The 14,650-nt window shown below is 56.5% G+C and carries 3 protein-coding genes; all 3 read left to right on the top strand.

The annotated features are described in order from the left end of the window. Positions 1–457 precede the first annotated feature (457 nt). The 3 genes from R3I13_RS04990 (at position 458) to R3I13_RS04980 (ending at position 14,343) form a co-directional block, all read left to right on the top strand. Positions 458–11,224 (top strand): gliding motility-associated C-terminal domain-containing protein, encoded by a 10,767-nt coding sequence (locus tag R3I13_RS04990; protein WP_346316825.1) that lies wholly within the window; start codon positions 458–460, stop codon positions 11,222–11,224. Between the two features lie 89 nt (positions 11,225–11,313). Beyond that, the gene (locus R3I13_RS04985; protein WP_346316824.1) at positions 11,314–12,324 is read left to right on the top strand and encodes a PorP/SprF family type IX secretion system membrane protein; all 1,011 of its coding nucleotides are present in this window, start codon (positions 11,314–11,316) and stop codon (positions 12,322–12,324) included. A 33-nt stretch (positions 12,325–12,357) separates the two neighbouring features. After that, the gene (locus R3I13_RS04980) at positions 12,358–14,343 is read left to right on the top strand and encodes an OmpA family protein (protein WP_346316823.1); all 1,986 of its coding nucleotides are present in this window, start codon (positions 12,358–12,360) and stop codon (positions 14,341–14,343) included. Positions 14,344–14,650: the final 307 nt, after the last annotated feature.

The following is a 14,650-nucleotide window of genomic DNA, read 5'->3' as shown; positions in this document are numbered from 1 at the left end:
ATGAATTGATTTTACGGGTGTGTGACATTCACAATGAATACACCTTACATTCTTTGAACGCGTTTTGTTCAATCTTTTTTAAAATGAACAAAATGAACAGCTATTCAAATAATGAACAAGCTCAATCCTGTTCACAGGAATGAATAAGAATGACACATCGTTTCATGTGCGAACCCCTTTAATTTCGTGGAGTCAGAGATCATGTGCTTCCGAATATACCTGTATCAATCGTATCAATCATTGTGACTTGTTTAACTGGAATGTATCCTATCAAAAACTAAAGAACAGTTCCGATACCTGGATTTTTTGACAGAACCATTCTTGCAAACCATTTCCTATATGTATAACTATTGGCTTTTCAGAAAACCATAACCCCTGTTCATACACAGGCTGGTAGCCCGTTTCGGGCGTCCCGATTACAGCAAACATTACTTTATTATAACCCAAACCATTGTATATGAGTTTTAATGTTACTCCTAAATGCCTTCTGCGCACCCTTATTGTCTTTTCAGTAACCTGGCTTTTTGGTTGGCCGGTTGAAGGCGCGCACGCTGCTGCAAAAGCTGTCCCCTCAGCCCTTGCGCAGTACTGGTGGTATCCCTCAGCCAATACAGCTTCCGCTGTGCCGGAAGACTGGTATGGAAGATCCCCGCTGATCGCCGGCAGCAATGCCGCTAACGCGTTTTTTGCAGCAGGCCCCATTTACAGCCCGGGCGCAAGCGACCAGGAGATCAAACCTTCCATCCTGCTCTGCCCGCTATGCTCCATCACCAACGATGCGCTCAGCCACGACGGCGACGTCAATACCGCCGCCCAGGTGAATGCCACGCTGGGCATACTCGCGTCTACCGGCCAGCGTATTATCTTTCCCGGTACTTATGAAGCGGGAGACAGTGTGGTGGTAGATTTTGAGGTGCCCTCCGCCATTGTGGACGCCGCGCTGCTTGGCGGTATCCGCCTTGCAGTGTTCAACGGAACCTCTACAACGCCTGTGCTGGACGTACCGCTCAACTCCCCGCTGATCAATGTACAGGCCTTCGGCGTAGGCGCCAGCGGCAAACGGAGAGCCGTAGTGGCCGTCCCCGGCCAGTTCGACCGCGTGGAAGTGACCATCGGCGCAGTGCTTAACACGCTCAGCAGCCTGCTCATATATGAGGTGACCGCCATGGTGCCCGTTACTATTACGCCCAGCGCCCGCCCTGTGATATCCCCGGCAGGCACTGCCGCAACGCTCAACGCATCCATGCGCCTGGGCGCCGCTACTTTCAACTGGTACGATGCGCCTACAGGCGGCAACCTGCTCGGTTCCGGATCCACCTTCACTTCTCCCGTGCTTACCCGCGGTGTTCATACTTATTACGTAGCCGCCACCACTACGGCGGACGGCCGTGAAAGTTATATTCGTACAGGCGTTACCGTAGACGTGGGCGGCGGTCCCGGCCTGTTGTGGACGTATGGCGACCAGGAAGTAAGTCCGCGCCTTGGCGGCATCTGTGCGCTTTGCACCGTCGCTGATCCGCAGAACGCCGTGGATGCGGACCCCGGCACTTCTTCCCTGCTATCCGCCCCTGTGGGTGCGCTCAGCAGCGTGGGGCAGCTTATCCAGTTCCCCGGCATTTACCAGCCCGGCGATTCCATTATCCTCGACCTGGAACTTCCCGGGCAATTATACACCAAATCAATACTGACCAATATCGCCATACAGCCCTACCTGGGCGGCGCCACAGCCGGCGCCGCCACCAATCTCGGCACAGACCTGATCAATGTACAGGTGCTGGGCATCGGCATTGGCGGCACGAATAAATTCCGGGTGAGCATACCCGCCACTGCCGCGTTTGACGGCGTGGAAGTAAAACTGAACGCAGTACTGGCCGAACTGGCCGCCCTGCGCATATACGAAGCAGCCGCCATGATACCCGTTGCGGTTACGCCTTCGCCCGCCCGCATACCTTATAATACTACCGCGTCGCTGAACGGCACCGTTCGCCCGGCTGGCGCTACCCTCAGCTGGTACACCACGCCTACCGGGGGCACCGCTGTTCACACCGGCTCAGCCTTTACCACGCCGCAACTCACCCGCAGCACCACCTATTACGTGGAAGCCTCCACCCCCGATGGTTTGACCAGCTACCTGCGCACCGCGGTACCGGTTACACTGGGCGGCGCCGACGGTCCGCTGTGGAGCTACGGCGATACAGAGCAAAGCCCGCAACTGAGTGGCATTTGCGTTGGGTGTTCCGTACAGAACCCCGGGCTCGCGATAGATCATGATACGACTACTGCTTCCAACATCAGCATACCACTCGGCGTATTAAGTTCCGCCGGCCAGCTGATCCGCTTCCCAGGCAATTACCAGGCGCAGGACAGCATCATCCTCGACCTGGCTATTCCCGCAGGGCAATTGCTGAGCGCGCAGTTCCTGTCAAGCATCCGCGTGGAAACCTTCAACGGCGCTGCTTCCAATAACGACGCAGCCGCTTTCAGCACGGCACTCGGGAATGCGCAGCTGCTGGGTATCGCGGTAGGACCTACCGGTAAATTCAGGGTTACCCTGCCCGCCACCGCGCCGTTTGACGCAGTGCAGATATCACTTGCACCCATAGCAGGAGGCCTTGCCAACCTGCAGGTATTTGAAGCCACCGCCATGATACCGGTAACGGTTACGCCCGCGGTGCAAACAGTGCCTGCCGGAACAACCGCTACCATCAACGCGGCCAACAGGCTGAGCACCGCAACATTCAACTGGTATACTTCCCCCACCGGCGGTTCGCCCGTTGGTTCAGGCGCAAGCTTCGTGACGCCGCCCATGAGCCGCCGTACCACTTATTATGTGGAAGCCTCCACGCCTGACGGCAAGACCAGCTTTACCCGTACCGCAGCCACGGTGAACGTAGGCGGCGGGCCTGGTCCGCTGTGGACGTATGGTGACCGGCAGGACGGGGCGGTGATCACAGGCATTTGTGTAGGCTGTGGCGTTACTGACGGTGATAATGCCGTGGATGGAGATACCACCACCTCTTCGCTGATCACCACTACGGTAGGCGCACTGGGCGCCGTTTCGCAGCTGATCCATTTCCCCGGCACCTACGAAGCGGGAGACAGTGTGGCTTTTGACCTGGAACTGCCCGACCAGTTGTTCAGCCTCGCAGCGCTGGGCGGCCTTACCGTTCAGTCTTACAATGGCAATACACCCAACGGCGACGCCATTACACTCGATAATAACCTGGTGCGCCTGGAACCTCTTGGTCTGGGCGTTGGATCCACCGGCAAATTCCGTGTAACCGTTCCCGTGAATGCCGCATTTGATGGCGTGAGCATTGGTACTTCATCAGCGCTTTCCGCTTTGAGCAACCTGCGCGTGTATGAAGCAGTAGCCTTCATGCCCGTAGACGTTACTCCGCCTGCGCCGGTGATCCCTTCAGGTACTACCGCCAGCATGACTGCCAGCGTGAGAGCGCCGGGTGCAACATATGCCTGGTACGATTCACCCACAGGCGGCACGCCGCTGGGAACCAGCGCCAGCTTTACCACCCCGCCGCTTACGCGCAGCAAACAATATTATGTAGAAGCCTCCACGCCGGACGGAAAGAAAAGCTTTACCCGTACAGCCGTTCCCGTTACTGTTGGCGGCGGCCCCGGCCCGTTGTGGACATATGGCGATAACGAGCAAAGCCCCATCGTTGGCGGCATTTGCCTGGGCTGTGTAGTGCAGAACCCCGGCCTGGCAGTGGATGGCGATACCACAACTGCTTCAACGGCCATCATAACAGTGGGCGCCCTCGGCTCCGTAGGCCAGCTCATACAATTCCCCGGCACCTACCAGGCAGGAGACAGCATCTCCTTTACCCTTGGCGTGCCCGGCCAGTTCCTCAACGGCCAGTTGCTCGGCGGCATCAGGGTGCAGACCTTCAATGGCGCTACACCCAACAACGATGCTATTATGCTTGATAACGACCTGGTGAATCTCCAGCTCCTCGGGGTGGATGTGACCGGCAACGTGAGCAAATTCCGTGTATCCATTCCCGTAAATGCTGTTTTTGATGGTGTGCAGGTGGATCTTACCGGGCTTGTTTCCGGGCTCAGCAGCTTGAATATCTACGAAGCGGCCGCCTTCATTCCGGTAACCGCAACACCGCCGTCATTAACCGTTCCATTCGGCAACGATACCACTATCACGGCATCCATCAGGCTGCCGGATGCCACTTTCAGCTGGTACGACACGCCTACAGGCGGCACGCCGCTCTTCACCGGGCCTACCTTTAATACACCGGTGCTGATCGCTGATAAGACATTCTATGTAGAAGCCTCCACGCCCGATGGTTTGAAGAGCTATATCCGTACCGCAGTGCCCATTACGGTAACTGTTGGTCCGGCCAGCCCCAACCTGTCCTGCGGCCGCGGCATTACGCAAACCAACTCCACTTTTGGGCTGTGCCTGTTGTGCTCTGTCCAGGATGCAGCCCTGGCGGTGGACGACAATCCGCAAACCTCTTCATCTATCCACGTACCCGTGGGCCTGTTGGGCGCCGGTGCTTACCAGCGTTTCCAGTTTGGCAACCAAAGTTCGCCGGGCGACAGCCTGCGCATAGTGGTAGGTTCCACCACGGGCCTGCTTGACCTGCAATTGCTTGGTAATGTTACCATCCGCCCCCGCAACAACGGTGCAGAAAATGCGGCTGATGTGAGAGCATTGAATAACGGCCTGCTGAACGTGCAGCTGCTGAACGGCGGCTCACAACAGGTGGTTTCTTTTGCGCCTTCCGCCGTGTTTGATGAAGTAGAAATAAGGATTGCTGGTGTTGCATCGGCGCTTACTGAGATCAACATATTCTACGTACAGCAAATAACGCCGCGTGCAACGCTGGCTTCTGATACGGTGAACGTGTGCAGTGGCTCAACCGCCGTGCTGAATGCCACCGGTCCTGCCGGCGCCACTTTCCGCTGGTATGACGCTCCCACTGGCGGTACGCTGCTGTTCACCGGCGCTACCTTCACCACCCCGGAAATCACCGCCGATGCGGTGTATTATGTGGAAGCAGTGTCTGCTGGCTCCACCTGCGCGAGTGAAGTGCGCAGCCCTGTATTCGTGAAAGTAGGTCTGCCCACGGTTTCCGTAACCGCCAATTCAGTGACCATACCGCAAGGCGGCACAGCCACCTTTAACGTCAATACGCCGGACAGCACGCTGACCTATCGCTGGTACAATGTGCCCACAGGCGGTACGCCGCTGTTTACCGGCCCGAGCTTCACCACGCCGCCATTGAATGCCACCACCACTTTCTACGTGGAAGCCAGCAACGACAGCGGTTGTGTGAGCGCTATACGCATCCCTGTGATCGCAAATGTTGTGATCTCCGATCCTGATGCGCCCTGCGATGTTGCCACTACACAGATCAGCAATGCCAACGGCATCTGCCTGGGATGTTATGTGGACAACCAGGGCTCTGCCGTGGATGCCAGCACCCAGACATTCTCCACCCTGCATGTGGTGGCGGGATTACTGGGAGGCTATGTGCAGCAAACGCTCATCTTCCCCGCTCCAAGCGACGCGGGAGACAGTGTAAGGTTGCTGATCTCCTTCCCGGCATCCATTATAGATGCAGGACTGCTGGGCACCTTGCAACTCGCTACTTATAACGGCGCTACCTATAACAACGACCGCACTACGCTGAATGGCGGATTGCTTAACCTCAGCCTGTTGCCCGGCAATACGCAGGCCCTTGTGACCTTTGCGCCCGCCGCGATATTCGACAGGGTGGAACTGCGTATGAACGCTGGTGTTGCAACGGCACTGAGCGCAGTGAATGTCCACTACGCGCAACGGTTTGTGCCAGTGCCGGTGCTTGTGTCAGACACTGTAGCTACCTGCCCGGGCAGCACCGCCACACTGAGCGTGGCGCCCAGGCCCAATACCATATTCCGCTGGTACAGTACGCCTACGGGCGGTACGCCGCTGTTCACCGGCACTTCATTCGAATCCGGCCCTGTTACGACCGATACCGCCTTCTATGTGGAAGCAATAAAAACTTCCACCAACTGCGCGAACCCGGTACGTACACGCGGTGTGGTAGATATAGACAGCGTTCCGGTTGCGCCGACGCTTGAAAGCACCTCTGTTACGACCTGCAGCGGCAGCAGCGCCGTTCTCAGGGCAACAGGCCCGGCGGGCGCCACTTTCCGCTGGTACGATGTACCAACGGGCGGCACGGCTATATTCACCGGGGCAACGTTCACCACCCCGGTGCTGGACAGCTCGGTGGTGTACTATGCAGAAACCGTATCCTCCGGAGGCTGCGCAAGCACTTCACGCACCGCGGTACAGGTGAATATATCCGTTCGTCCGGGTACGCCTGATATCACGCCTGCCGGTACAACATCTATCTGTGCGGGCGGTATGGCAACGCTTACCGCAAGCTCTGCAACGCCGGGCGTTACTTTCAACTGGTACGCCAGCGCCGCGCTGGACAGCATTATCTTCAGCGGGCCGGTATTCACTACACCCGCATTGAATGCAACCACCACTTACTTCGTAGCTGCGGCCAACGGACAATGCATCAGCGCAACACCGCGGTCTGTGACCGTACAGGTGAACCCCGCGCCTGCGAAGCCGACAATAAGCATACTGCCTGCATCCGGCACCATCGAATACGGGCAGACGGCAACGCTTACCGCTACATCGGCCACTGCCGGCGCCACTTACCGCTGGTACCTGGATTCACTGGGCACAGCGCCCATATTCACAGGAGCACAGTACGTAACGCCGCAGCTTGCCAATACCACCAAATACTTCGTGGAAACTGTGGCGCCGACCGGCTGCGCCAGCACAACCCGTACGTCCGTTACCGTGAACGTGAACCGCAACTTTAACCCGGGCTGCGACTTCGCGAACGCGCAAACCAACGTGGTGAACGGTATTTGCCTGCTTTGTGCTGTGACCAATCCTGATAACGCCGTAGATACTGATACCACCAATTTCGCGAACATCCAGGTGCCGGTTGGCCTTGCCGCGAACGTGGCTTACACCTTCGATTTCGGCGGGCTTGCAGCAGCAGGAGACACCGTGAAGATCAGGTTCTCCACCCCGGCAGGTTTGCTGGATGCGGCGGCATTGTCCAACATCGAAGTGACCTCTTATAATGGCGCCGCTTCCAACAACGACACCCGCTCGCTGAGCAGCAGTGCTTTAAGCATCGTCCTGCTGGGCGGCGCTAATCAACAGGCGGTGCTGTTTGCGCCAGGTGCTCCATATACAAGAGTGGAAATCAGGCTCAGGAGCCTTGTGGGTGCATTGCTGAACATGAACATTTATTATGCGAACCGCGTATTGGCATCGCCCAGGGTAACGGCTACCAGCACAACGCTCTGCGCCGGCGGCCAGGCGACATTGACGGCCACAGCCTCAGACAGTGCAACCGTGCGCTGGTATACACAAGCGGTTGGCGGCGTGCCTGTATTCACCGGCAAAGTGTACACCACCGGTACGCTTACAATCACTACCACTTATTATGCAGAAAGCTACCGCGCATCCACCAATTGCGTGAATCCGATCCGCACACCGGTTACTATTACGGTGCTGCCGGTTCCGGATGCGCCGGTGATCGTGAGCGGGGATACTTCCATCTGCTCCGGCAATACCGCTATACTGCAGGCAAGAACCGTAAACCCGGCGCACAGCATCCGCTGGTTCGCCGCGGCTTCCGGCGGTGCGCCGTTGTCGCTGGACAGTGTGTTCACTACCCCGGCACTCACTGCTAATACCACTTACTATGCAGAAGCATACAACGGTACATGCGGCAACACTACCAGGGTGCCGGTAACGGTGACCGTTGGCACAGCTCCTGCAGATCCGGTTCTTGAATCCAACAACCTTACCATTTGCTCCGGCAATACCGCTATCCTGAAAGTGACCTCTACAACCGCAGGGCTCACGATCCGCTGGTATGCAGTACAATCCGGCGGAACACCGATACACACCGGCGCAACATTCAATACGCCGAACCTGTCTGCTACCACGATCTACTACGTGGATGCTGTGAACAACACAGGCGGCTGCATCAACGGCAGCGGCAGGTTGCAGGTGACGGTGAATGTGAACTCCACACCGGCTGTGCCGGTACTGGCCAGCCCGGTAACCACCGTATGCCGTAACCAGCAGGCTACGCTCTCTGTAAGCAATCCGCAACCGGGCGTGACCTACAATTGGTACAGCGCGGCGACCGGCGGCACACTCCTCTTCACAGGGGCCAGCATTACTACCAATGCATTGACCGATACGGCTACCTTCTTCGTAGAAGCAGTAGGCACAGGCAACTGCGCCAGCACCAGCCGTGCAACAGCGGCAGTGAGCGTAGTAGCCGTACTGCCGCCGCCAACAGTTGAATCCGCCAATGTAGCGGTATGCCGCGGCTCGCAGGCGATCCTGCGTGTAAGCAACCCGCAGGCCGGCGTTACCTATAACTGGTACGACGCTCCGGGTGGCAACCTGCTCTTCTCCGGCGCGGTTTATACAACCGGTGTAGTAGTGGCCAACGCCACCTACCACGTTGAAGCGGTAGGTGCAGGCGGTTGCAGCAGCACAGGCCTCACGCAGGTAAGCGTGACCGCAACTGATGCGCCCGCATTGCCGGTGATCACAGGCAGCACAACAGTATGCCAGGGCAGCCCGATCAGCCTGAGCATCCAGAACCCGCTGCCCGCGCTTACCTATAGCTGGTACAACGCTGCATCAGGTGGAACGCGCCTGGCACAGGGAGCCACATTCGCACCAACAGGCGTAACCGCCACCACTACTTATTACGTGGAAGCTGCGAGCGGTACCTGCACCAGCGCAGGCAGAACTTCTGTAACCGTTACCGTGAACCCGGCTCCGCCGGCCGTAACTGTGGACGCCACTGCGAAAACAGTCTGCACCGGCAACACCGCCGACCTGCATGTGACCAACCCGCAACCGGGCATCACTTACCGCTGGTATGATGTGCCAACAGGCGGCACAGTGCTGGCTGCTACGCCGGATTATGTTACCGCGGCGCTCACCGCTAATAAAGACTTCTATGTTGAAGCAGTGAATGCCAGCAATTGCACCAGCACCACCAGGACCAAAGTGTCCGTAACGATAGCGGCAGGACCTGTCGCGCCGACCGTGGAGGCTACCAGCGTGGCGGTGTGCCGCAACGCGACGGCTACCCTGCGTGTAACGAACGCGGTAGCAGGCATCACTTACAAATGGTATGATACCCCGGGCGGCACCTTGCTGTTCACCGGCACCGCATATACCACCGCCGCCATCACCGGCCCGGCTGATTATTATGTGGCAGCTGAAAGCGCAGCCGGATGCGGCAGTGCAGCCCTTACAAAAGTGGACGTAACCGTTACCGAACCACCGGCCTTACCGGTTGTGGGCGGCAGCACCACCGTTTGTCTTGGCGCGCCTGTAAGCCTTACCATTACCAACCCGCTGCCAGGGCTTACTTACAGCTGGTACAGCACTGCAACAGGCGGTACACGCCTGGCACAGGGCACAACCTTTGCGCCGGCAGGCGTAACCGCTACCACCACCTATTACGTGGAAGCAGCAAGCGGTACCTGCACCAGCGCGGGCAGAACCACGGTAACCGTAACAGTGAATCCTGTTCCGGCTGCTGTAACAGTGGATGCGGCAACCAAGTCTGTATGCGCCGGTAACACTGCAACCCTGCATGTAACGAACGTACAGCCTGGCCTCACTTACCGCTGGTACGATGTGCCAACGGGCGGTACGGTACTGTCTACCAACACGACTTACATCACCAGCCCGATCACGGCTAATAAAGACTTCTATGTGGAAGCCCTGAATTCCACCAACTGCACCAGCGGAACGCGCACAAGGGTGAGCGTAACCATCACCAGCGGCCCTGCAGTACCTGCGGTAACCGCTGGCACGGTAACCGTATGCCGCGGCACCAGGGCAACCTCCAGCATTCTCAACCCGCGCACCGACCTGCAATACCGCTGGTACGACGCGCCGATCGGAGGAACCCTTCTCTTCACCGGTTCAGTGTACACCACCGCCAGCCCGCTCAACACCAGGGATACTGTGTATGTTGAAGCAGTAGTAACCGGCGGAACCTGCGCCAGCAATGGCCGCAGCCAGGTGATACTCATAGCCGCGGATGCACCGGGCACGCCTGCATTAGTGAATGGCGGTACCGTAGCGGTTTGCACCGGCTCAACAGCCACCTTCACAGTACAAAACCCGCTGCCGAATACCACTTACCGCTGGTACGATGCCGCAGTGAACGGTAACCTCCTGCAAAGCAGCGCAAGCCCGAGCTTCACAACGCCGGCGCTCACTGCCAACCTCGACGTGTATGTTGAAGCTGTGATAGGCGGCGGCTGCGCCAGCGCAGGCAGGGCTAAAGCGTCCGCAACTGTAGGCAACATACCGGTTGCGCCGGTTGTGACAGCAGACGCCGGCACCGTTTGCCCGGACAGCACCGCAACGCTGAGAGCAAGCTCTGCCAATGCAGGCGTAACCTTCAGCTGGTATACATCCGCAACAGGCGGCAACGCAATATTCACCGGACCGGTGTTCACCACCCCGGGCCTCACCGCAGCAACCACCTATTATGTAGCAGCCAGCTATAACGGCGGATGCGTAAGCGCAACGCGCACACCGGTGACTGTGAACATTTACGCAGCACTGCCTGCACCAACGGTATCACTGACCAACAGAACGGCCAATTCAGTGACCTTCACATGGAATGCGATAGCAGGAGCGCTGGGCTACAGGGTATCCACAGACGGCGGTATAACCTTCACGCAACCGAGCTCCGGCCTCACAGGCACTACCCATACTGTTACCAACCTCCAGCCGAACCAGGTTGTCACCCTCCAGGTGATGTCTGTAGGCGCCAGCGCCTGTGCAAACAGCGCATGGTTCCAGGGCGGCGGCAGCACGGATAACCCTGCGGGCAACCTCATCTTCGTGCCGAACGCATTCACGCCGAACAACGACGGTACCAACGACATCCTGTATGTATACGGCACCACCATTGCAACGCTTGAAATGAGGATATACAACCAGTGGGGTCAGCAGGTATTTGAAACGAGAGACAAAGGCCGCGGATGGGATGGCACCATGAGCGGGAAGAAACAGCCGGTAGGCGTATACAACTACGCACTCCGCGCTACCCTGCAGGATGGCACGACCGTACAGAAACGCGGAACCATCACTATTATCAGATAGCAGTAATTGGCTGGCACAAAACAAAAATCTGCCGGAATGAAGCAACCCCGCTTCATTCCGGCTTAACAAAACACTAAAAATATGTTCCTATGAAGAATAAAATATTAATCACTGTGATGTTCTTCTGCGCATTATTTGCAAACAACGCGAACGCACAGGTAGACCCGCATTTTTCCCAGTATTATGCTTATCCTTTATGGCTGAACCCTGCGCTGGCAGGCGTGATAGACGGGGATTACAGGCTTACCGGGAATTACCGGAACCAATGGGCCAATTTCGGCAACCCTTACTCCACCGCCGGCGTTTCGTTCGACGCGCCTACCAAGAAGAACCTTGGCCTGGGCATTACAGCGCTGAATATGTCTGCCGGCGATGCAGGATACAATTACTTCAACGCCATGGCTACCGTTTCGTACAGCGGTGTTAAAATGGGCAAGAACGGTACCACGCAGCTGGTAGCAGGCATCCAGGCGGGTGTGATCAACCGCCGGGTAGACCAGTCCAAATTCCAGCTGGGCAGCCAATACAATCCCGTAATGGGCTTCGATCCCAGCATTCCTTCCGGGGAAACGCTGCGCGCCACTTCCTCTACTGTTTTTGACGCTAATGCCGGCCTTCTCCTGTTTGACGGTAACCCCAACCATCGCTTCAACCCGTTCATCGGCGTGGCCGGAGCGCATCTTACCCAGCCCGAAGACCCGTTTGTGGCGGAAGACCAGGAAAGCCGGTCGCTGCCCATACGGTATACCGTGCATGGCGGTTCGCGCATACGGCTGACGGACATGGTGGGCATTACGCCGCATGGTCTTTACATGCGCCAGGGCAACGCAGAAGAAATTGTTGCAGGCGTTTATTCGCAGATCAGGGTGAACCTCGAATTTGACCTGCTGCTGGGCGCCAACTACCGCATCAACGACGCGCTTACGCCGTTTGCGGGTTTCCATTACAAGAATTTCACGCTCGGCCTCAGCTACGACGCCAATACCTCCAACCTGCGCAGGCTCACTAAAGGCAGCAACGCGTTTGAAGTATCGCTGTCTTTCATCGGCCGCAAACGCAGGATCATGCAGCCTGAATATTTCATTTGCCCCAGGTTATAATTACCGCCCCAGTAACATCAAACGATGAACCTTATGAAAAGATTTACACTCATATGCATATTGGCGCTGGCCGGGCTCTTCAGCTCCCTGCAAGCCCAATACGTACAGGACTACAAACGCACGGCCGATCTGTATTTCGAGCAGAAAGACTTCTACTCCGCCGCTCAGTATTACAGCAAAGCCCTGGGCACCTTTTCCGTGAAACCCGGCGAATACAGGCCCTACCAGCTGGATAAAGACGGCAAGAGCAAACAGAAGAAACTCAAAGATTACGAACAGGTGGTGTACCGCCTCGCGGAATCATACCGTATGTATAACGACTTCGGCAACGCGGCGAAATATTATGAGGAAGCCACGAGCTTCGACGCCGCACAATTCCCGCTGGCCCGCTATTGGTATGCGGTATGCGTGAGGTCCAATGCAAAAACTTCCGCGGATTACGAAAAAGCGCTGGCGCAATTCAAACAATTCAAAGGAGGATACAAAACATTCGACGATCATTCGAAGAATGCGGACCTGGAAATAAAGAACTGCGAATTCGCGATCGAAGAAATGCAATACCCGCCGCGGTATGAAGTGGCAAAGGTCACCGGCAACATCAACCAGGGCGGCGCCAACTACGCGCCGGTACCGGTGAACGACCGGACCTTTTATTTCACTTCATCCCGGCCGGACTCTTCGCTCATCAACAAAAAAACAAATCCCTTCATCAATACCCTCTATGTTGCAACGGGCGACCAGGGCAATTTCAACAGCAGGGAAAAAGTAACCATTCCGATGGAGAAAGGCGTGGAACAAGGCGTGGCGTCCATTGCGCCGGACGGCAACACGCTCTACGTAACCCGCTGGACGGTGAAGGACGGTCAGAAAAAATCATCCATCTACCGCAGCACCCGCTCCGGCAATGGCTGGACCGAACCGAAACTGCTCTTCAAAGCTGCGGAATACAATGATAAAGAACCGTTCGTAACGGCAGATGGCAAATACCTGTTATTCGCTTCAGACCGCCCGGGCAGCGCCGGCAAGTTCGATCTCTGGGTGTCGTCCATCAACGGCGGCAGCCTCAGCGAACCCAGCAATATGGGCAAAACGCTCAATTCCCCCGGCGACGAAAGCGCGCCCTTCTACGATCCCGCGAAACAGGTACTGATCTTCAGTTCTAATGGCCGCGTGGGTTTTGGCGGGCAGGACTTCTATTCGAGCAAAGGCGATTTCAGCAGCGCATGGTCTACCCCGGAAAATATGGGCTATCCCATCAACTCCGCGAAAGACGACCAGTATTACGCCGGCCTCACACCGGCCAGCGCTATGCAGAAAGGCTTCATCAGCTCAGACCGCGAATCCATCTGTTGCCTGGAGATCTTCGCCTTCAAAAGAAGGGTGAAAATGGCCGGCGGCATGGTGCTGGATTGCGAAACGAACAAGCCGCTCCAGGGCGCGAAGATCACCTTGCTGGACAGCATGCAAAAAGCCGTGGAAGTACAGCAGTCGGGCATTGCAGGCAATTACATGTTCGAAGTGGAAATGAATAAAAAATACCGGGTGGTGATCGAAAAGGATAATTATTTCTCCAAGAACTACACCTTCAACACCGAACAGCTCTCCATGGTAGATTCCATGATGAACCCCACGGTGTGCCTGAAACGATTCGAGATCAACAAACCCATCGTGATCAACGATATTTTCTACGATTACAACAAAGCTACCCTGCGTCCCGAATCGAAACTGATCCTGGACAGCCTGTATTACCTGCTGCTGGATAACCCGAAAATGGAGATCGAGCTGGGTGCGCATACAGACAGTAAAGGCACGGACGCTTACAACCTGAAACTTTCCAACGCCAGGGCCAAATCCTGCGTGGATTACCTGGTCGGCAAAGGCATTCCCACCAGCAGGGTTGTCAGCAAAGGTTATGGCGAATCCAGGCCGGTGGCGCCTAACACCCTGCCCAACGGTAAGGACAATCCCGATGGCCGCCAGCTGAACCGGCGGACGGAATTCAAAGTATTACGGAATTAAATGCAAAGCAGTAAAGTCGTTCTTACCGGGAATTCCTTCCCATCATGAACCATATCCTATTCATATACAATCTGTAGCCGGGAGAAGCCCGGCTACTTTATTTTTTCCCGGGGAATAAAAAAAGCTGCCCTGCCATACAGCAGGACAGCTGAATCCATCTATCAACTAAAAATTGTACGAATAAATCAGGGAGGAGGAAAAAGATCCATAACCCTCCCGGAACAGGAGCCCGCGTGATGGTCACATCTCAGCGGCTACCGTTCCGGTTGGTAAGGGCATGGCATTGAAGCGTGGTTTCCGTCAATAA

The sequence above is a fragment of the Chitinophaga sp. YIM B06452 genome, assembly GCF_039655965.1.
Lineage (GTDB): Bacteria > Bacteroidota > Bacteroidia > Chitinophagales > Chitinophagaceae > Chitinophaga.
The sequence above is the reverse complement of the archived record's forward strand: the minus strand, read 5'-3'. Positions and strand labels throughout refer to the sequence as shown.

Excerpts from the sequence above, each read along its gene's own strand:
- R3I13_RS04990 (WP_346316825.1), top strand. The coding sequence starts at position 458 with ATGAGTTTTAATGTTACTCCTAAATGCCTTCTGCGCACCCTTATTGTC.
- R3I13_RS04985 (WP_346316824.1), top strand. The coding sequence starts at position 11,314 with ATGAAGAATAAAATATTAATCACTGTGATGTTCTTCTGCGCATTATTT.
- R3I13_RS04980 (WP_346316823.1), top strand. The coding sequence starts at position 12,358 with ATGAAAAGATTTACACTCATATGCATATTGGCGCTGGCCGGGCTCTTC.